The sequence below is a fragment of the Mycobacterium sp. 236(2023) genome (assembly GCF_029623955.1).
GTDB lineage: Bacteria > Actinomycetota > Actinomycetes > Mycobacteriales > Mycobacteriaceae > Mycobacterium.
Window position 1 is genome coordinate 1,712,104 of record NZ_JARSBP010000002.1, and the last position, 18,620, is coordinate 1,730,723.

Genomic DNA, 18,620 nt, shown 5'->3' on the forward strand with positions numbered 1-18,620 from the left:
TACGTGGTGAGCCGGAGGTGCCGGTCAGGTAGCGCTGCGCTCGTCGGCGCCCATCGCGTCCAGCACCGCGACACGGGTGTCGAGATCACCCGAGATGGCACGCTCGCTGACCCCGGTACGAAGCAGGCCGCGCAGGTACTCCTGGTCGTAGACGGCCGGTTCGGTTGAATCGATGAACTTCTCGACGAGTTCGACGAAACGGTCCGGGTCGTCGTGGAACGGGAAGTGCCCCGAACCTTCGAAGATCTCCAGCTGTGAACCGGGCATCGCGGCGTGAGCCATCTCGGCGTGGCTGACAGGGATCACCGAATCCCGGCTGCCCCAGATGAGTTGCACAGGAACCGATTGCGTCAGATAACAGCGGTCGAGCATCGTCACCACCTGGCCGCGCCAGTCGACCACCGCGCGCAACGTGCGGGAAAACGCCGACGACGCGGTGGGTTCGGGAAGGTCACCCAGGATGCGCAGCATGTTGGGGATGTCGCGCCCCAATCCGGATGACCCCAGGAAGGGGCCCCCCATGCGGCCCACCAGTCGCAGTGCCGGCAACACCATCGGCAGGCGCAGTAGCGCCAAGGCCTCGCTGCCCATCGGCAGTGACGCCACCCGCAACGCGATGTTGACGTCCTTGGTGACGCCGCCGGCGCCGACCAGGATCAAGCGGTCGACCAACTGCGGGAACTGGTAGGCGAACTGCATGGCGACACCACCGCCGAGGGAGTGTCCGACGACGGTGACGCTGTCGATGTTGAGGACGCTGAGGAGGTCGCGCATGCCGTTGGCGTAGGCGGCTACCGAGTAGTCGGCGCGCGGCTTGTCGGACTTGCCGTGCCCGAGAAGGTCGGGGGCGATGACCGTGAACCGCGCAGCGAGTTGCATCTGCACGCTGCTCCACGTCGTGGAGTTGTCGCCGATGCCGTGGATCAACAGGATCGCAGGGCCCGAACCGGCCACCCGGAACGCGCGCCGGTACCCGTGGATCGTGCAGTACTGCAACGTCGGCGTCAGTTCCCGCACAGGGCGCAGGTTCGGCTTGCGTTCGGTCATGTCGCCCACTTCGTCGTCAGGCCGGCTGTCAGCCGGCAGAAGTCAGAGACCCTCCCGAGGGTGGTCGTCCCCGTCCTTCCGCTTCGTTTCGCCGGCCTGTTGAGCAAGGAATCGTTCGAATTCCGCGCCGAGCTCATCTCCGCTCGGTAGATCTTCGTCACGCGCCAGCAGAGACCGGTTCTCCTGTGCGGCAACGAAGGCATCGTACTGTCGCTCCAGCGCCTCCACCACTTGAGCGACCTCGGTACTACCGGCGACCTGCTCGTTGATCTTGTCGAAGACCTCGGCGGCGGCCTTGGTCAGGTCGGCGGTCGGCAGCTCCAGCGAACCGCTCCTGCCGACTTCGGACAACAACGTCTCCGCGGCGGACGGATAGTCGGTCTGCGCCAGATAGTGCGGCACATGCACGGTGAATCCGACGACCTCGTAGCCGTGCTGCGCCATCCGGAACTCCAGCAGATTCGAGGCGCTGCCCGGCACCTGGACCTCGCCGACCCACGGCTGGTGATCGGTGATCAGTTCCTTGTCGTTGGAGTGCGCCGTCAGCGTCATCGGACGGGTGTGGGGGACTGCCATCGGGATGGAGCCGAGGCCGATGACGCGGCGCACTCCGAGCCGTTCGGCCAGCAGACGCACCGCGGTGATGAACCGCTCCCACCGAAGGTCGGGCTCCAATCCGGCGAGCAGCAGAAACGGCGTTCCCACGCTGTCGTGCAGGGCGTAGAGGTTCAGCTCGGGCTCGTCGTAGTGCGTGAAGTGATCGGTCTTGAACGACATCAGCGGCCGCCGTGACCGGTAGTCGAGCAGTTCATCGATCGCGAACGAGGCCACCAGCTCGGTGTCGAGGGTGTTCTTGAGGTGCTGGGAGGCGAGCTTGATCGCGTGTCCGGCGTCGGAGAAACCCTCGAGCGCGTGGACGAGAACCGGTCCGCGGCCGTCGGGGGAGGTGAGCTGCGGTCCGGGGAACTCGAGCTCGTACATGCCTGTCTGTTCCGGCTGATAGCGCTGGCCGGGATCGTGTGCCTCGTCTGCCACCTGTCTCGCCTCCTCGCCTCGGGTGCGTCAACGTCGGGCGTTGGCGCACACCGTGAGCATCCAGTGTCTCGCACGACTGTGGCGCCGCCACGCTGGGATAGCGGGACTTCACCCACTTGTTCGAACGCGCATACGCCGATGTGACATTCCGCGGTGGTGAACCCGCTTCTTACCCGGCAAGGCGATCACAGAAACACGCACAGGATGCGTGCGCGGGGGAGCATGGGCTCTATGCGACCCTCTGCCGCTGCCTTACTGGTGGCGCTGGCTCCGCTGCTGGCCTGTACTGCCCAGCAACCGGTGCAGACGGCTGCGCCGGTCGAGGCGCTTCCCGTCGTTCGTCCTGTACCCCCGGACCCGCGCGTCGGTGCGGTGTTCCTCGGCGCCGGAGATCAGCACATGTGTACGGCGGCGGTTTTGTCCTCGCCATCGGCGAATCTGATCCTGACCGCGGCGCACTGTCTGGCCGCGGGTGTCGACGCCCGTTTCGTCCCGGGTTTCGGTGACGACGCGGGGGATGCCGGCACGTGGCAGGTCGAGGAGGTGTACCTGGATCCGCGATGGGTCGACGAGCAGGACCCGATGGCTGACTTCGCGGTGGCGCGTGTGGCGCGCCCCGACGGGGTCCGGTTGGAGTCGGTCGCGGGTGACGGTCTTCAGGTCGGCCCCGCGCCCGGTGCCGGTGAGGAGGTCACGGTCATCGGCTACCCCGCGGGGGTCGGCGGAGGCCCGGGTGCCTGCCGAGCCCCGGCAGCGGCCGCGCATCAGGGCTTTCCTGCGCTGCACTGCGATGGCGTGGTCGGAGGTTTCTCTGGTGCGCCGTGGATTTCGGGGTCCACGGTGTCGGGGTTGATCGGAGGTCTCGACGGTGGCGGGTGCGCCGACGAGATCTCCTACTCGCCGCCGTTCGGCCCGCAGCTGGCCGACGTGATCGCGCGGGCGCAGACCGGCGGGGAGGCGGATGTGCCGCCGGAGCTGTTGGGCGACGGATGTCGGTGATCAGACCCGGAACTGGTTGAGGGCGCGCAGCTTGTTCATCACGTCGAGGGCGGCGACCTTGTAGGCCTCGGAGAATGTCGGGTAGTTGAACACCGCGTCGACGAGATATTCGACGGTGCCGCCGCAGCCCATCACGGCCTGACCGATGTGGACCAGCTCCGTTGCGCTGGTGCCGAAGATGTGGACGCCGAGAACCCGCAGGTCCTCGGTGGACACGATCAGCTTGAGCATCCCGTAGGAATCGCCGGCGATCTGGCCGCGGGCCAGCTCGCGGTACCGGGACACGCCGACTTCGTACGGGATGGCGTCCTTGGTCAGCTCCACTTCCGTCGCGCCGACGTACGAGACCTCCGGGATGGAGTAGATGCCGATCGGCTGCAGCTCGGTCATCGCGTGGCTGGGCTCGTCGAAGGCGTGGTAGGCGGCGAGCCTGCCCTGATCCATCGATGTCGCCGCGAGCGCGGGGAAGCCGATGACGTCGCCGACGGCATAGATGTGGTCGACCTTGGTCTGGAAGTTGTCGTCGACGAAGATCCGGCCGCGGTTGTCGGCTTCCAGCCCCGCGTTGGCGAGGTCGAGGTGGTCGGTCTGCCCCTGGCGGCCCGCCGAGTACATGACGGTTTCGGCGGGGATCTGCTTTCCGCTGGCCAGTGTCGTCACGGTGCCGGCGGCGCCGACGTCGACGGCGGTGACCTCCTCGCCGAAGCGGAACGTGACGGCCAGATCGCGCAGATGGAATCGCAGGGACTCGATGATCTCCGAATCGCAGAAGTCGAGCATGGTGTCGCGCTTCTCGACGACGGTCACCTTGGTGCCCAGCGCGGCGAACATCGACGCGTACTCGATGCCGATGACGCCGGCGCCCACGACGACCATGGACGACGGCAGGGAGTTCAGGTCGAGGATGCCGTCGGAGTCGAGGACGCGGTTCTCGTCGAACTCGACGCCCGCGGGCCGAGCGGGTTTGGTCCCGGTCGCGATCACGACGTATTCGCCTGTGAGGGTTGTCTTTTCGCCCCGGTGCTGTTCTTCCACCAGGACCGTGTGGGGGTCGAGGAAGCGGCCGTGGCCTTCGATCAAATCGATACGGTTGCGCATCAGCTGGGACCGCACGACGTCTTGTTCTCGGGTGATGACGTGCGTCGTGCGGGCCAGCAGGTCGGCCGGGGTGATTTTCTCCTTGACCCGGTAGCTGGCGCCGTACAGTTCCCGCTGGCTCATTCCGGTCAGGTAGACGACGGCCTCGCGCAACGTCTTCGACGGGATGGTGCCGGTGTTGACGCAGACGCCGCCGAGCATGCGCCCGCGTTCCACGACGGCCACCGACTTGCCGAGTTTGGCGGCTGCGATCGCGGCCTTCTGGCCACCGGGTCCGGAGCCGATGACGACGAGGTCGTATTCCAGCATTGAAGCCATGGCACAGGTCTACGCCGGTTGGCCGGATCTCGCATGTCGGCGGAAGGCAACAACGGGTGAACAACGCCCACCGAGCGCAATGATCCCCAAACCCGATTTCATCCCCAGTTGCGTGGCGCCTCGGCGCCGACGAGCGATCGACGTCGGTGGCGGTTGCCAAGTTTGCGGTATGGCCTCACTACAGCGTCCCGGACACAACCCCGGAAACCATCCCCAATCCTCCGTCGACTGCCCCGGCACCCTGATCGCGGCGCTGCCGGCCGTTCTGGGTTTCGTGCCGGAGAAATCGGTCGTGCTCGTCACCGTCGCCCACGGGGAGATGGGGGCGATCCTGCGTGGCAACCTGGCCGACACGTCACCCCAAAGAGTCTGTGAGCTGGCCGAATTGGCGGCTGGTTCGGGAGCCGAGATCGTCATCGCCGTCATCGTCGACGACGAGGGGGCGGACTGCGCCGCGTGTGTCGACGAGCACCGCTGGTTGATACGCACGCTGAGTGTCGAACTCGCGCGCCATGACGTTGAGCTGGTCGCCGCACATGTGGTCGCCGAGGTCGCCGCCGGTGCCCGGTGGTACTGCGTGGACGGCTGCGGCCGATCCGGTGTCGTCGACGACCCGATGTCGTCGCCGACCGCCGTGGCGGCGGTGCTGGACGGTCGCCGCCTCTACAACACGCGGGAAGAACTCCTGGCCGTCGTCGAGACCGCCGACCCGGCGCAGACCGCGGCTCTGGCGTCCCTCATCGATCAGGCGGGCCCACTTGAGGTGCCTCGGCCGAATCCGCAGTCCCGCAGCGACATCGAGCATGTGCTGGTGTGCGCCGAACAGAACGAGGCGGGGCAGAGTTTGGCGGCAGCAGACATCACCCGGTTGGCGTGGGCGTTGACGGACCCGTTGGTGCGGGACACGCTCTACGCACTCGCTGTCGGTGACAAAGCCGGATGCGCGGAATCGCTGTGGGAACAGCTGGCGCGCACCTTGCCGGAACCGTGGCGGGTGGAAGCGCTTGTGCTGCTGGCATTCTCGGCCTACGCCCGCGGCGACGGCCCGCTTGCGGGGATCTCCCTGGACGCCGCTCTACGGTGTGGTCCGCACAAGATGGCAGGCATGCTCGATCAGGCGTTGCAGGCCGGCATGCGCCCCGATCAGATCCGGGAACTCGCCGACACGGGCTATCGGCTGGCGCGCCAGCTCGGGCTGCGGCTGCCGCCGCGGCGCCTGTTCAGCCGGCGGGCTGGTTAGGGCCTAGACCTTCTCGACCTTGACGGCGTGGGCCATTTCGTGGGGCAGCTCGACCTGCTCGTGGCCGGGGATGACGATCATGACGCCGCCGTGATCGTTGACTTCCACGGTCACGCGCGCGTTGGGTACGACGCCCGCATCCTTGAGGCGGGCGATCAGCTCCACGTCGCCTTGGACGTGCTCGGTCAGCTGACGCACGACGACGGCGACGGGCATCCCCGCGGGCAGTTCGGTCAGGCGCACCAGGCTCATCGCCTCGTCGCTCAGATTGTTGCCGACGCCGAGCTCGGACAGGCCGGGGATCGGGTTGCCGAACGGCGACGTGGTGGGGTTGTTGAGCACCTGAACGAGCCTGCGCTCAACGTCGACGCTCATGACGTGCTCCCAGCGGCAGGCCTCGGCGTGGACCTCTTCCCACGGCAGGCCGATGACGTCGACGAGGAGCCGCTCGGCCAGCCGGTGTTTGCGCATCACCGCCACGGCCAGAGCACGGCCTTTGTCGGTGAGCTCGAGGTGGCGGTCGCCGGCGACGTGGAGCAGTCCGTCGCGCTCCATCCGGGACACGGTCTGGCTGACGGTGGGTCCACTTTGGTCGAGACGTTCTGCGATGCGCGCACGCAGCGGGATCACGCCCTCTTCCTCGAGGTCGTAAATCGTTCGCAGATACATCTCGGTGGTATCGACAAGATCGTTCATTGCACACCCTCCGTCTGAGGTGAGTCTACCGGCCGGGGTGGCCGAACAGCGATGCTTCCCAAAGCGACACGGCCCACAGAGCCACCTCACAGGCAGCTCCCAGCAGAAGACCCGCCGGCCGCTGCCGACGGGTCTTCGCGGGGATGGCTCGCTAGCTGGCGTACGAGCGCAGGCGATCGGCGCGGTCGCCATTGCGCAGCTTCGCCATGACCTCACGCTCGATCTGACGCACCCGCTCGCGGGACAGGCCGAAAAGCTTGCCGATCTGGTCGAGGGTGCGCGGCTGGCCGTCGTCAAGGCCGAACCGCAACCGGATCACCTGCTGCTCACGCTCGTCGAGGGTGGCGAGCACGTACCGGATGTCAGTGTGCAGCAGCTCGGAGATCACCGCGTTCTCTGCGGACATGGCCTCGGAGTCCTCGATGAAGTCGCCCAGGGGGGCCTCTTCGTCGCTGCCGACGGGCATGTCCAGGCTCACCGGGTCGCGACTGTGCTCGAGCAGGTCGTTGATCTTCTCCACGGGGATGCCCGATTCCTCGGCCAGTTCCTCGTCGGTGGCCTCGCGCCCGAGGTTCTGGTGCATCTCGCGCTTGATGCGGGCGAGCTTGTTGACCTGCTCGACGAGATGGACGGGGAGCCGGATGGTGCGGCTCTGGTCAGCCATGCCACGCGTGATCGCCTGGCGGATCCACCACGTCGCATACGTCGAGAACTTGAATCCCTTGGCGTAGTCGAACTTCTCCATGGCGCGGATGAGTCCGAGGTTGCCCTCCTGGATCAGGTCGAGCAGCGGCATGCCGCGCCCGGTGTAGCGCTTGGCCAGCGACACCACCAGTCGCAGGTTGGCTTCGAGCAGATGCCGCCGCGCCGCCTCTCCGTCGCGGACCACCGCCGCCAGGTCGCGCTTGCGGTTGTCGCCCAAGCGCTTCCGCGTGGCGAGCAGGTGCTGCGCGTAGAGACCGGCCTCGATCCGCTTGGCCAGCTCGACCTCGTCGGCGGCATTCAACAACGCGGTCTTCCCGATGCCGTTGAGGTACACGCGCACCAGGTCGGCGGCGGGGCTTTGAGCGTCCAGGTCTTGGTCGATGCGGCTGGTGGTGGCATTTGCCATGGCGGCCTCCTGATCGGGTGGAACTTTCATGACCTACAACGCGCTAGGCATGCAAAGAGTTCCCACCTTCTCGGTGACTCACACGTTCTGATCTGCGGTTATTGGACGATGACCTGAGAATGTGCTGAGAAACGCTGCAGTTCGCGCTCAGCCAGGAACATCGCCGCGCTGATCTCCGGCGCCATGTTGCGGCGCGCCCCGGTGCGGCTGCTCGATAGCCGGCCGCTCAGCGGTGGGGAACAGCGGGATCCGCCGCGGCATCGCGTATCGGCGGGGTTCCTCGGCGGTGCGCGGTGGCCGGTCGTTGGCGATCAGGACGGCCATCCACGGCAGCGGGATCGAGACCACGACGATCGCCAGAGAGATCAAACCGTTCTCCCAGATGCTGTAGGCCACAGCGGCCAGGATCAGCGCGGGGATCCGGAAGGACATCAACGTGAGGTACTTGCGAACCCGCTGGCGGTGCTGTTCCTCGTAGGCGGGTGCGGCCCGGGTGATCAGTACCGGACGGCCTTCGTCGTCGAAACTCAGTTCGGAGTCACGCACGGGATCACTGAGGCTGAACCGGCGAACATGTCTCCACTGTTCCACATCCGGGCTCAGGTGCGCCCATCACGTTTCTTACCGATCTATGGCCAGGCACAATGGTCGCCATGGACACCCAGACGATCGAGCGCACCGACACCGACGAACGCGTCGACGACGGGACTGACAACGACACTCCCAAGTACTTCCACTACGTCAAGAAGGACAAGATCGCCGAGAGCGCGGTGATGGGGACCCACGTCGTCGCGTTGTGCGGCGAGGTTTTCCCGGTGACGAAGTCGGCCAAGCCCGGCTCGCCCGTCTGCCCCGATTGCAAGCGCGTCTACGAGCAGCTCAAGAAGTAGCGGCGTCTCCGGTGGTCGTGGCCGGACCGTCGGGCGTCGGTGCGGGCGCCACCGTCGGGACGCCGGTGCCGCCGTTGAGCGTCTCGGCTTTGGCCTCCAGCCACCAGCGCAGACGTTTGGCATGGGTGTCGGGCGCGGGGAACTCTTCTTCGATCGCCGCGTTCAATTCCGCGCCGATCATGATCGCGAATCCGAGGAAGAACGCGAACAGCAGGAACGCGATCGGAGTGGCCAGCGCGCCGTAGGTGTAGCCCGTGCTGGTGATCCACGTCAGATAAACGCGCAGTCCCCATGTCGCGATCAGGAACACGACGGTCGCCAGCACCGACCCCAGCAGCAGCCGGTGCGAGGGCAAGGGTTTCGGCAGTGACACCCGGTAGAGCACGTTGACGGCCACAACGAAGGCCACGAACAGGACCGGGTAGTAGCCGTACTGCAGGACGTGATCCCAGCTGTCCGGGATGAACTCGGCGACCTTGCGTGGGCCGAGCGCCAGGAACGGCGCCGTGATGATCGCGCCGACGAGCATCACGACGTACAGACCCAATGCGTAAAACCGCTGCCGGACCGGGTGACGCAACGGCGTCTGATCGTGCGCCTCGGTGATCGAGTCGACGAAGGCCGAGATGGCCGACGACCCGGCCCACAGGGAGATCACGAAGCCCACCGAGACGACTTCACCGCGTGCACCGCGCACGATGTCGCGAATCGTCGGTTCGATGATCTCGCCAACGACGTTGGGGGAGAAGAACCTTCCCGCGAAGCTGATCAGCTGGCTTTCGATGGTCGGCAACGTTTCCGGGCCGAACAGCGGCGCGATGAAGGCGAGGCTGCCGAGCATGCCCAGCAACAGCGGCGGTAGGGAGAGCGCACACCAGAACGCGGCTTGCGCGGACTCCGAGAAGATCGAGTCGTCCCAGCTCTTACCCAGCGTCCGGACGGCGATGTGCCGAATGTGGTGGCGCGACGGCTTGGCTTTCACGGAAGGCCGCGCGGACGGCCGCTCTGACTGGTCGCTCATGACCAGTCCAGCATTGCCGATTCGCCACGTTAAGGCTCCAGCGGGCTCACTTGGATGACCGCGGCCAGTTCGACCAGCTTCGCCTCGTGCTCGTTGGCGTGGTGTTGGCAGAACAGCAGCTCGGCGCCCGACGGAAGTGTGGCCCGCACGCGAGCTGCGGCCCCACAACGGTCGCAGCGGTCAGCCTTGGTCAATTCAGGACTGGTAAGCGTTGCGGTCATGGCACCTCCATAGGGTGGTTGCGACGTACATCTACTGTGTCAGACGCTTGGGGTTCCGGCCTTGTTCCCCGGGGGTTTACGGGTGTGTCGTGTCTCACGGACGCGCGTGTTGCGGCGGTAGGAGGGTGGCGGTATGTCTCACACGCCTCACGAGGGCGTCCTGGTGCACTTGTGCAGCGCCGATGAGTGGGAGCGGGCGCGCCGGGCGGGCAGGCATGCGCCCGAGTCTCTGGACGACGTCGGATTCGTGCACCTGTCGAGCCCGCAGCAGGTTCACCTGCCGGCCAACCGGCTCTACGCCGGCCGGTCAGACATGATGCTGCTCCGCATCGACGCCGCACGGCTTACCTCTCCCGTTCGCTGGGAACCTGGGGTTCCGACCGATCCCGATGGCATGGTGTTCCCACATTTGTACGGTCCGTTGCCTGTTGAGGCTGTGATTAGCGTCACTGACTATCTGCCGGGGCCTGACGGCCGGTACGCACCGCTGGACGCGTAGCCCGCAAGAGCGTCGTTCTCACAATCGACATAGGCCGCTGCCGCCGCGGAGCGTGACTCAATACACTGCCTGCCGTGGGCATCATCTTTGGCTTCGCTCCGTGGATCGTCTATTGGGTTCTGGTCGGCAACGTCCCGTTCCACACGGCCGTGCTGATCGCACTGGCCGTGTCCGTCGCCGCGCTCGTCGTTGCTCGCGCGGTCGGCTCGCCGGGTCGGACTCTGGAGATCGGCGCCGTTGCGACATTTCTCATCCTCACCGCGCTGACGTTCACCGTCAGCCAAACGTTCATGGAGCAGTGGCTGCAGCCGCTGAGCAATGCAGGCGTCTTCCTCGTCGCGCTGGTGAGTGCTCTGATCGGCCGGCCGTTCGTGCGGGAGTTCGCGGTCGTCGGCCAGCCCAAGGAGGTGATCGAGAGCGAGCCCTTCGCGCGGATCACGTCGACGCTGACGTGGATCTGGATCGCCGCGTTCGGCGGCATGACGGTGTCCTCGGCCATCCCGCCTCTCGTGCAGGGTGACGCCACGATCCTCGATACGGAGTCGCCGCTGTCGTTCGTCTGTTACTGGGTGCTGCCGTTCACGCTGCTGGGTGTCGCTGCGCTGTTGACGCGGATCCTGCCCGACCGCATGGTGCCGCCCGCCGAGGAGATCGTCCGCAAGACGACGTTCGTCGCCTTCGCCGAGGCCGAGATCGACCAGTTGATCTATCTGGCCACCGAGCATGCCAACCGTGAGGTCGGTGCCGGCAAGGAGGCCTTCGACATCCGGATCGGCTCCAAGGGCGTCCCCCTGGTTGGCGACGACACCCGCGAATCGTGGCCGTCGACGTACAAAGTCCGCGAGCGCAAGCGCTGATCTGGCGACCGCCACTCGTCTCTGCCATGTAGGTCCTGATCTCGCTGTTTGTTTGCCATGTTAGATTTCAGCTAATAACACAGGCATTCAGACGGGGGTTGAAAGCGTGGCGCAGCGCAGCGGCAAACATCGGGCACCGACCACCTCGACGGTCTTCGGCGGTGGTGTCGCTCCTGCGCGGCAATTGCTCACCGCGGGGACCGGCGGAGCGGCGATGATCGGCGTCGGGTTGTTGCTCAGCCCGCATTCCGGTCAGCCGGCTACCGCCGAGCATGCCGTGGAACTCGCCTCATTCGACAGTGTGATCGTCCCGACTTCGCCTGTGCCAGAAGAGCTCCTGTGGTTCGGAACGCAGGGTTCGCGTAAGCACGACCGTGCGGCGTCGGCAACTGCTGCCGCGCCGAGCCCGGTGACGCCGCGTCCGATGATCGGCCTGGGCGGCTGGCTAATAGGCGACGGCGTCGACGCCGCCGACGACTGCGAAGGGTCGGCATGTAACGGCGCAAACGGCGGACTGCTGTGGGGCAACGGCGGAAACGGTGCGCGCGGAGGCAACGGTGGCAACGCCGGCCTCTTTGGCGGAAACGGCGGAAACGGGGGCAACGGCTACCTGGCGGGGCAGAGCGGCGGCAACGGAGGCAACGCCGGGCTGCTCGCATCGACCGGCGACGGAGGAAACGGCGGCGATGGCGCTGACGGTGCTGCGGGCATCGCGGGCGGCAGCGGCGGTGCCGGCGGCAACGCGGGCCGACTGCACGGCAACGGCGGCGCGGGCGGAAACGGCGGCGCGGGCGGCTTCGGCGCCGACGGGAGCAATCCGGCCGCTGACGGCAGCGCGGCCGTCGGAACACCGGACTACTTCGGAAACTCCGGCCTGCCGCCGTCGACGAACGTGGTCGACGGTGCGCTGATCGGAACCATCGGCGGTCGCGGCTCCGACGGCGCCGCGGGAACGAACCAGTCCGGCGGCGAAGGCGGTCACGGTCAGGGCGTCACGCCGTTGTTCGCGCCTGCGCACAACTTCGCGATCGGCGGAGCAGGCGGAGACGGCGGCAACGGCGCAGGTGGCGGCGCCGGCGGCAACGGTGGAGATGCCGGCCTCGCGCAAGGAATCTCACCGACCGTCGCAGTTTTCGGCAACAACGGCGGCAACGGTGGCGCCGGTGGCGCAGCGGGCGGCAACGGTGGTGACGGCGGCGTCGGCGGCAACGTCAGGATCGGGCCGGGCGTCGGCTTCGCCGGGCCCGGCGGTGCGGGCGGCAACGGCGGAACCGGCGCGGCGGGCGCGACAGGCACCAGCGGTGGAGCCGGCGGAGCCGGTGGCCGCAGTGGTTCGCAGACCGGTGACGGCGGCGCTGGAGGCGCAGGTGGGTCCGGCGGTCGAGGCGGCAACGGCGCCGTGGGTGGCAACGGCGGCAACGGTGGTACCGGTGGCGCCGACGTGTCCGTCTCCGACGCGGGAGACGTGAAGGCCGGTCAGGGCGGCTTCGGCGGCTTCGGCGGAACCGGCGGTAAGGGCGGCGACGGAGGCAGCGGCGGCGAAGGCGGCAAGGGCGGTGCGGGTAGCGCCGAAGGCTCCGCAGGTGACGACGGCTCGCGCGGCGCGACCGGTGCCGGAGGTTCGGGCGGCAAGGGCGGCAAGGGCGGCAACGGCGGTGCGGCGGGCGACGGTACCGCGGGCGAGTCGGGCGGCGCCGGCTCCGGCGGCAGCGCGGCGAGCGGAAGCAGCGGTGGCGCCGGCGGCAAGGGCGGGGACGCCGGCAACGGCAGCCGCGCAGCCGACGACTGAGCTATACGGCGTGCGCCTCCATCACCGATATCGGGCTCACCGTCGGAATGACACGCGACAGCCGGAATCCGGCTGCGCCGAGTAGCTCCGCGTACTGCGACCGGGTGCGTTCCTTCCCGCTGACCATGAGCAGCATCTCCAGGTCGAGCATATGGCCGATGAAAGACGAAGCTCGTTCCGGCAGAACCATTTCCAGCAGAATCAGCCTGCCACCATCGGCGATCGCAGTGCGGATGCTGCGCAGGATCGTCGCGGCCTCGGCATCGCCCCAGTCATGGATGATGTTCTTCATCACGTACACGTCGCCGCCCGCCGGTACCGACTCCAGAAACGAGCCACCCGAAACGGTGATCCGTTCGGAGAGACCGGTCTGGTCGAGAAGCGGCCCCGCGCCCGCGACGACCTTCGGCAGGTCGTAGAGGATTCCGTGGGCGGCGGGTGCCCCGCGCAGGATCGAGCACAGCACCGCGCCGTGGCCGCCGCCCACATCGACGACCAATCGCGCTGCGCTGAAGTCATACGCCTGCAGCGCAACCTCATTCGAGAGTCCGCTTGCCGCCGTCATCGCATTGTTGAACACCTCCGCGAGCTCGGCGTCGGTATCCAGGTAATCGAAAAACGGCATTCCGTGGAGTTTTTCGGAGGCGGGTTGGCCCGTCTGCACCGAATGCAGCAGGCTGCCCCAGTCGGCCCATCGGGAGGGGTGGCCGATGAACAGCACCATGTCGCGCAGCGACCCTTCCGAGCCCGTCCGGAGCGCCTCGCCGACCGGGGTGAGCGTGAAGCGGCCGTCACGGCGTTCGCGCAGCACCCCGCGGCTGGTCATCGCACGCATGAGCCGGAGCACGGCACCGGGGTCGGCGCCCACCTGCACAGCGACTGTGGTGGCATCGGCAGGACCGTCGGCGAGCCGGTCGGCGATGCCGAGTTTGGCGGCGACATAGAGCACCTGCGTCGTCCACGCTCCCGTGGCGAGTTCGAGCAAGGCCACGTTGCCCGGCGCCGCGGATCGGTGCAGCCGGAGCAGGCCTGCGCGCAGGCGCTCGACCGCCTGGATCAGACGGACGGGCGGGACTCTTTTCTTGGTGATGGACACCGGGGAAACGTAGGGGAGGTGTCTTAAATATTTCTTGGCTCGGTCGCGGATCAGTCCAGGGCGAGCTCGACGATGACGATCAGCCACCCCAGTGCGGCGTTCATGAGCGCGAACATCAGCGTGCCGCGCCACGACGACCCGCTGCGGTGCGCCGCCAGAATCCCGAAGATGAACAGCAACAGGACATTTGCGTTGAGGATGACGGTTTCGTAGCCGGCCGTTCCACCGCCGCCGGGGTGATGCTCATCCTTGGGCCAACCGAACGTGCCGGCGATGACGAGCAGGACGACGGTCGGCAGCGCCCCCAGGGTTCGGGCCGCGTCGTTGAGCAGGCCGCGGTACAGGCTGCCGAAGTACGCGCCGAAGCCGTCGTCGTGAGGCGCCGACATGTGGGTGGCATAGGCGTCCACCACCGATGTCAGCACGGCGCCGACGAGGATCCAGGTTGCTTCGTGAAACGGCCTGCCGCCCTCCTGGGCGGCGAGCAGCAGCGTGGCAAGGAACGTTCCCTTGATCAGCTTCCTGAACGCGTTGTTGGAAACCTTCACGACGCGAAACACTAGAGCCGCGCCGCCCGCGGCGGAGGGCTAATCCAGGTAGTCGCGCAGAACCTGAGAACGGCTGGGGTGGCGCAACTTTGACATCGTCTTCGATTCGATCTGACGGATTCGCTCACGGGTCACGCCGTAAACCTGCCCGATCTCGTCCAAGGTGCGGGGCTGGCCGTCGGTGAGACCGAACCGCAACCGGACAACGCCGGCTTCGCGCTCGGACAGCGTCTCCAGCACCGACTGCAGCTGATCCTGCAGCAGCGTGAACGACACGGCGTCCACGGCCACCACAGCTTCACTGTCCTCGATGAAGTCGCCGAGCTGGCTGTCGCCCTCGTCGCCGATGGTCTGGTCGAGCGAGATGGGCTCACGCGCGTACTGCTGGATCTCCAGCACCTTCTCCGGCGTGATGTCCATCTCTTTGGCGAGCTCTTCGGGTGTGGGCTCGCGGCCCAGGTCCTGGAGCAACTCGCGCTGGATCCGGCCCAGCTTGTTGATGACCTCGACCATGTGCACCGGGATGCGGATGGTGCGGGCCTGGTCGGCCATGGCGCGCGTGATCGCCTGACGGATCCACCAGGTCGCGTAGGTCGAGAACTTGTAACCCTTGGTGTAGTCGAACTTCTCGACCGCACGGATCAGACCCAGGTTGCCTTCCTGGATCAGGTCGAGGAAGGCCATACCGCGACCGGTGTAACGCTTGGCCAGCGACACCACCAGACGCAGGTTCGCTTCCAGCAGATGGTTTTTCGCGCGGTCGCCGTCGCGGCAGATCCACATGTAATCGCGGCGCTGCGCCGTCGTCAGCTTCTCGCCCTTCTCGGCGAACTCGGCCATCAGCTGCGTGCAGTACAGGCCGGCCTCGATGCGCTTGGCGAGCTCGACCTCCTCCTCGGCGTTGAGCAGCGCGACCTTGCCGATCTGCTTCAGGTAGGCACGGACGGAATCGGCAGAGGCGGTGAGCTCGGCGTCCTTGCGGGCCTGCCGCAGCGCCTCGGATTCCTCCTCGTCCCAGACGAAGTCGCCAGAGGCCTTGTCCTTCTCCGACGGCTCGGGCAGGGAGTCGTCTTCGGCGGCCTTCGCAGGCTTCGCGGCGGCCTTGGGGGACGCGGCGGCATCGCCTTCGGCGGCCTCCTCGTCGGAGTCCTCGTCGTCGGAGTCGTCGCCGCCTTCGGATGCGTCGTCGTCGACCTCGATCTCGTCGAGTTCGAGGTCGCCGTCCTCCTCAAGGTCTTCGCCGGGCTCGCCTTCGATCTCGTCGTTGGCCTCGAGATCCTCACCGGCGAGGTCGTCGTCGACGCCCTTGGTGTCGGTGCCCTTGACGGCCTTCTTCGCGGGCGCCTTCTTAGCGGCGGCCTTGGCGGGGGCGCTCTTGGCGGCCTTCTTCGCGGGCGCCTTCTTGGCGGGGGCTTTGGCTGCGGTGCGCTTCACCGGCTCGTCGGTTGCCGGGCTTGCCTTGATCGCTGCCACGTACACCCTTTCGGTCGTGCGGAATTCCGGGGCACACGTGCGCCACCGAAAGTGTCGGCTATGTCGAATGTCGGCGTCGATCTCAAAGCGTCATATCGGGGTGCTGTAGTTCCCGCCGCTGTCTGGTCTGTGGCCGCCGTCGTCCATTGTAACGACAGTGTGGGTTACCGCTGTGCGCAGCGGCAAATTTGACGCGCCCGCGCGCCGTCGCGGTGAGCGCCCGACCGGTTACCTGCCGGTTGCGGTGACGTCGACCTCGGATGCCATTGCGGCACCGACGATGCCCGCGGTGTTCTGCAGTTCCGCGGCGACGACGGGCACCCGGTTCTTGAGCATCGGAACCCACTTGTCAGCTTTGCGGCTGATCCCGCCGCCGGCGATGAACAGGTCCGGCCAGATGGCGTTTTCGATCGCCACCAGGACTTTCGTGACTTCTTGGGTCCAGCGCTCGTAGCTCCATTCCTTGCGCTCCTTGACCGAGCTCGCCGCGCGGTGCTCGGCTTCCTTGCCGCCCACTTCGAGGTGGCCGAACTCGGTGTTGGGGAGCAGGACGCCGTTGTGGATCACGGCTGAACCGATGCCTGTGCCGAACGTCAGCAACACGATGACGCCGGTGTTGTCGCGGCCCGCACCGAACTTCTCCTCGGCCAGGCCCGCGGCATCGGCGTCGTTGAGCACCGTCACGGGCTGACCGTCCAGCGCGCCGCTGATGACCTCTTTGGCGTTGAGCCCGATCCACGCCTTGTCGACGTTGGCGGCGGTGCAGACGACCCCGTCGGCCACCACACCGGGGTAGGTGACGCCGAGCGGGCCGTCCCAGCCGAAGTGCGCGACGACGTCGGCGATGGTCTTGGCTACCGCGTCGGGGGTGGCCGGTTGTGGGGTCAGCAGCTTGAAGCGGTCGCCGATCAGCGCTCCGGTGTCGAGGTCGACGATGCCGCCCTTGACGCCGCTGCCGCCGACGTCGATGCCGAATCCGCGGCGTTGTTGGCCTGGCTCAGCTTCGGCGGTCATACGAGCTCCTCTGCGCAGGTGGGCGGGATGCGATGACACCCTATCGGCTCGCCAATTCCGATGTGGGGCAGTCCCGCATCCCATGCAGCCGGATCGCACGGGATGTGCTGCGATGGGACATGTGAGTGACGCGACCGAGACTTCCGACCCTGCCCAGTTGCGCGTGGTGGCCGAGCTGTTGGCTTCAGAGGCCGCGGCGTATGTCCGGAGCCGCCGAGCCGAGGTCTTCGGTCAGGGCTCGGCGGGTACCGTGGCCGGGACCGCCGAGTCCGCGGTGAAGGTGAAGAGCACCCCGACCGATCCGGTCACCGTCGTCGACACGGAGACGGAGCGGCTGCTGCGGGAGCGACTCGCGGTGCTGCGACCCGACGACGCGATCCTCGGCGAGGAGGAGGGCGGCCCGGTCGGTGTCGCTCCCGGGACGCTGACGTGGGCGCTCGATCCGATCGACGGCACGGTGAACTTCCTGTACGGCATCCCGGCGTACGCGGTGTCGGTCGGCGTGCGCCGTGACGGGGTCTCGATCGCCGGCGCGGTCGCCGACGTCGCGGCGGGTGAGTTGTATTCGGCGGCGCTGGGCCACGGGGCGCACGTGCTGCGTGACGGGGTCGCGACGGCCTTGCGGTGCAGCGGGGCCACGGACCTGTCGATGGCGCTCGTCGGCTCCGGATTCGCCTACGACCGCGAACGCAGGCAGGCGCAGGGCGAGATGCTCGCCGGGCTGCTTCCCGACGTGCGGGACCTCAGGCGGATCGGCTCGTGCGCGCTGGACCTGTGCATGGTGGCGGCGGGGCGTCTGGATGCCTACTTCGAGGACGGCGTGCACCTGTGGGATTGGGCGGCGGGCGCTCTGATCGCCTCCGAGGCGGGTGCTGTGGTCCGTCCTCCGGTGTCCGACGACGGGGCCGGGCTGATGGTGGCCGCCGCACCGGGCATCAGCGCTGCGTTCGACGAGGCGCTGGTGCGCTGCGGGGCACTGGAGATCTGAGCGGCCGCGAAACCGCGCCAGCTCAACAGGTTCCGGTGTGGGCCTGGGTCAGCAGATCAGGATCGGCGGGTTGGGTGGCGTCCGGCAGCAGGCTCGACAGGACCGCGTCGATGTCGTCGCTGTGGGTCAGCTCGGTGAAGTCGGTGCCTATCGCGAGGTCGACGGTGTCGTCGGCGCGACCGTCCTGGAACAGCTCGGTGCACGGCGCGACAAGCCAGATCGACGCCGCCGCGGCGCGACCCGAAGGCCCGAACCGAATCTGGCCCACGCACTGCAGCCGCGCCGTCTCGTAGATCGGGTCGTTGGCGGCCTCGGGGTCGGTGAAGCCGAGGTCGCGCAGAGCGCCGGCCACTTCGGCCGCCTGCCCGCCCTGTCCGCTCGCGTTGAGCACCCGGACCTGCGTGTCGGCGAGCTTCGCGGGCGTGACATCGAGCATCGACGATCGCGTCACCTGTTCGCCGAGGTCGGGGACGGGTCCGCCCGGCTGGGCCGGCGGGGGAGGACGGTTGCAGATGGCGGCCTGGGGGATGTCCGGTGGTCGCGACAGCGCGATCACCCACACCAGAAGCGCGGCGACGCCCAGGCACGCGAACATCACGAGTCCGGGGACGAAGCTTCGGCGCCGGAACGGACGGCCGTGTTTGTCGAACGCCGTTCCCTCGGTGATTTGCGCGACCACG

General features: G+C 67.4%; 20 protein-coding genes. 7 read left to right on the forward strand and 13 right to left on the reverse strand.

What is annotated here, in order from left to right; all coding sequences use genetic code 11:
* Nucleotides 1–24 precede the first annotated feature (24 nt).
* Both P9A17_RS10780 and P9A17_RS10785 read right to left on the reverse strand, forming a co-directional pair.
* A complete protein-coding gene (locus P9A17_RS10780; protein WP_278038520.1) occupies nt 25–1,047 on the reverse strand; it encodes an alpha/beta hydrolase in 1,023 nt (340 codons plus the stop codon).
* A 42-nt stretch (nt 1,048–1,089) separates the two neighbouring features.
* Nucleotides 1,090–2,028, reverse strand: a complete 939-nt coding sequence (locus P9A17_RS10785) for a PAC2 family protein (protein ID WP_278038693.1) — start codon at nt 2,026–2,028, stop codon at nt 1,090–1,092.
* 285 nt (nt 2,029–2,313) lie between these two features.
* Between P9A17_RS10785 and P9A17_RS10790 the strand changes: the two genes are divergently transcribed.
* A complete protein-coding gene (locus P9A17_RS10790) occupies nt 2,314–3,081 on the forward strand; it encodes a trypsin-like peptidase domain-containing protein (RefSeq protein WP_278038521.1) in 768 nt (255 codons plus the stop codon).
* On the opposite strand, the gene sthA is transcribed toward P9A17_RS10790, so the two are convergent.
* On the reverse strand, nt 3,082–4,488 hold the full coding sequence (gene sthA, locus P9A17_RS10795) for a Si-specific NAD(P)(+) transhydrogenase (protein ID WP_278038694.1): 1,407 nt from the start codon (nt 4,486–4,488) through the stop codon (nt 3,082–3,084).
* 178 nt (nt 4,489–4,666) lie between these two features.
* On the opposite strand from sthA, the gene P9A17_RS10800 reads away from it, so the two are divergent.
* On the forward strand, nt 4,667–5,737 hold the full coding sequence (locus tag P9A17_RS10800; RefSeq protein ID WP_278038522.1) for a DUF4192 domain-containing protein: 1,071 nt from the start codon (nt 4,667–4,669) through the stop codon (nt 5,735–5,737).
* A 3-nt stretch (nt 5,738–5,740) separates the two neighbouring features.
* Here the strand turns inward: P9A17_RS10800 and P9A17_RS10805 are convergent, their stop codons facing one another.
* The 3 genes from P9A17_RS10805 to P9A17_RS10815 form a co-directional block, all read right to left on the reverse strand.
* On the reverse strand, nt 5,741–6,433 hold the full coding sequence (locus P9A17_RS10805; protein WP_278038523.1) for a metal-dependent transcriptional regulator: 693 nt from the start codon (nt 6,431–6,433) through the stop codon (nt 5,741–5,743).
* Between the two features lie 151 nt (nt 6,434–6,584).
* A complete protein-coding gene (locus tag P9A17_RS10810) occupies nt 6,585–7,544 on the reverse strand; it encodes a sigma-70 family RNA polymerase sigma factor (RefSeq protein ID WP_278038524.1) in 960 nt (319 codons plus the stop codon).
* A 147-nt stretch (nt 7,545–7,691) separates the two neighbouring features.
* Nucleotides 7,692–8,090, reverse strand: a complete 399-nt coding sequence (locus tag P9A17_RS10815) for a DUF3099 domain-containing protein (RefSeq protein ID WP_278038525.1) — start codon at nt 8,088–8,090, stop codon at nt 7,692–7,694.
* Between the two features lie 107 nt (nt 8,091–8,197).
* Here P9A17_RS10815 and P9A17_RS10820 point away from each other — a divergent pair, with 107 nt between their 5' ends.
* Nucleotides 8,198–8,434: a DUF3039 domain-containing protein gene (locus tag P9A17_RS10820; protein ID WP_278038526.1), complete on the forward strand. Its 237-nt coding sequence runs from the start codon at nt 8,198–8,200 to the stop codon at nt 8,432–8,434.
* Here the strand turns inward: P9A17_RS10820 and P9A17_RS10825 are convergent.
* Both P9A17_RS10825 and P9A17_RS10830 read right to left on the reverse strand, forming a co-directional pair.
* Nucleotides 8,424–9,455 (reverse strand): YihY/virulence factor BrkB family protein, encoded by a 1,032-nt coding sequence (locus P9A17_RS10825; RefSeq protein WP_278038527.1) that lies wholly within the window; start codon nt 9,453–9,455, stop codon nt 8,424–8,426. The genes P9A17_RS10820 and P9A17_RS10825 overlap by 11 nt on opposite strands.
* A gap of 29 nt (nt 9,456–9,484) precedes the next feature.
* Nucleotides 9,485–9,676: a hypothetical protein gene (locus P9A17_RS10830; RefSeq protein ID WP_278038528.1), complete on the reverse strand. Its 192-nt coding sequence runs from the start codon at nt 9,674–9,676 to the stop codon at nt 9,485–9,487.
* A gap of 133 nt (nt 9,677–9,809) precedes the next feature.
* Between P9A17_RS10830 and P9A17_RS10835 the strand changes: the two genes are divergently transcribed.
* The 3 genes from P9A17_RS10835 (at nt 9,810) to P9A17_RS10845 (ending at nt 12,821) form a co-directional block, all read left to right on the forward strand.
* Nucleotides 9,810–10,175: a DUF952 domain-containing protein gene (locus P9A17_RS10835; protein ID WP_278038529.1), complete on the forward strand. Its 366-nt coding sequence runs from the start codon at nt 9,810–9,812 to the stop codon at nt 10,173–10,175.
* A 74-nt stretch (nt 10,176–10,249) separates the two neighbouring features.
* The gene (locus P9A17_RS10840; RefSeq protein WP_278038530.1) at nt 10,250–11,032 is read left to right on the forward strand and encodes a hypothetical protein; all 783 of its coding nucleotides are present in this window, start codon (nt 10,250–10,252) and stop codon (nt 11,030–11,032) included.
* Between the two features lie 106 nt (nt 11,033–11,138).
* On the forward strand, nt 11,139–12,821 hold the full coding sequence (locus tag P9A17_RS10845; RefSeq protein WP_278038531.1) for a hypothetical protein: 1,683 nt from the start codon (nt 11,139–11,141) through the stop codon (nt 12,819–12,821).
* A gap of 1 nt (nt 12,822) precedes the next feature.
* Here P9A17_RS10845 and P9A17_RS10850 read toward each other — a convergent pair whose 3' ends face one another.
* From P9A17_RS10850 to ppgK, 4 genes are all read right to left on the reverse strand, one after another.
* Entirely contained in the window at nt 12,823–13,917 is a 1,095-nt protein-coding gene (locus tag P9A17_RS10850) for a methyltransferase (RefSeq protein ID WP_278038532.1), read from the reverse strand.
* A gap of 50 nt (nt 13,918–13,967) precedes the next feature.
* Nucleotides 13,968–14,465: a hypothetical protein gene (locus P9A17_RS10855; protein WP_278038533.1), complete on the reverse strand. Its 498-nt coding sequence runs from the start codon at nt 14,463–14,465 to the stop codon at nt 13,968–13,970.
* A gap of 39 nt (nt 14,466–14,504) precedes the next feature.
* Nucleotides 14,505–15,938 carry an RNA polymerase sigma factor gene (locus P9A17_RS10860; RefSeq protein ID WP_278038534.1) on the reverse strand — a complete coding sequence of 478 codons (1,434 nt, stop codon included), beginning with the start codon at nt 15,936–15,938 and terminating at the stop codon, nt 14,505–14,507.
* Nucleotides 15,939–16,166: 228 nt separating this feature from the next.
* Nucleotides 16,167–16,952, reverse strand: a complete 786-nt coding sequence (gene ppgK, locus P9A17_RS10865) for a polyphosphate--glucose phosphotransferase (RefSeq protein WP_278038535.1) — start codon at nt 16,950–16,952, stop codon at nt 16,167–16,169.
* A gap of 121 nt (nt 16,953–17,073) precedes the next feature.
* On the opposite strand from ppgK, the gene P9A17_RS10870 reads away from it, so the two are divergent.
* Nucleotides 17,074–17,940, forward strand: coding sequence for an inositol monophosphatase family protein (locus P9A17_RS10870; protein WP_278038536.1), 867 nt, complete (start codon nt 17,074–17,076; stop codon nt 17,938–17,940).
* 22 nt (nt 17,941–17,962) lie between these two features.
* Here P9A17_RS10870 and cei read toward each other — a convergent pair whose 3' ends face one another.
* Nucleotides 17,963–18,619: an envelope integrity protein Cei gene (cei, locus tag P9A17_RS10875; RefSeq protein WP_278038537.1), complete on the reverse strand. Its 657-nt coding sequence runs from the start codon at nt 18,617–18,619 to the stop codon at nt 17,963–17,965.
* Nucleotide 18,620: the final 1 nt, after the last annotated feature.

Coding starts and splice junctions, on each gene's coding strand:
- P9A17_RS10780 (WP_278038520.1), bottom strand. CDS start 1,047: ATGACCGAACGCAAGCCGAACCTGCGCCCTGTGCGGGAACTGACGCCG.
- P9A17_RS10785 (WP_278038693.1), bottom strand. CDS start 2,028: ATGTACGAGCTCGAGTTCCCCGGACCGCAGCTCACCTCCCCCGACGGC.
- P9A17_RS10790 (WP_278038521.1), top strand. CDS start 2,314: ATGCGACCCTCTGCCGCTGCCTTACTGGTGGCGCTGGCTCCGCTGCTG.
- sthA (WP_278038694.1), bottom strand. CDS start 4,488: ATGCTGGAATACGACCTCGTCGTCATCGGCTCCGGACCCGGTGGCCAG.
- P9A17_RS10800 (WP_278038522.1), top strand. CDS start 4,667: ATGGCCTCACTACAGCGTCCCGGACACAACCCCGGAAACCATCCCCAA.
- P9A17_RS10805 (WP_278038523.1), bottom strand. CDS start 6,433: ATGAACGATCTTGTCGATACCACCGAGATGTATCTGCGAACGATTTAC.
- P9A17_RS10810 (WP_278038524.1), bottom strand. CDS start 7,544: ATGGCAAATGCCACCACCAGCCGCATCGACCAAGACCTGGACGCTCAA.
- P9A17_RS10820 (WP_278038526.1), top strand. CDS start 8,198: ATGGACACCCAGACGATCGAGCGCACCGACACCGACGAACGCGTCGAC.
- P9A17_RS10825 (WP_278038527.1), bottom strand. CDS start 9,455: ATGAGCGACCAGTCAGAGCGGCCGTCCGCGCGGCCTTCCGTGAAAGCC.
- P9A17_RS10830 (WP_278038528.1), bottom strand. CDS start 9,676: ATGACCGCAACGCTTACCAGTCCTGAATTGACCAAGGCTGACCGCTGC.
- P9A17_RS10835 (WP_278038529.1), top strand. CDS start 9,810: ATGTCTCACACGCCTCACGAGGGCGTCCTGGTGCACTTGTGCAGCGCC.
- ppgK (WP_278038535.1), bottom strand. CDS start 16,952: ATGACCGCCGAAGCTGAGCCAGGCCAACAACGCCGCGGATTCGGCATC.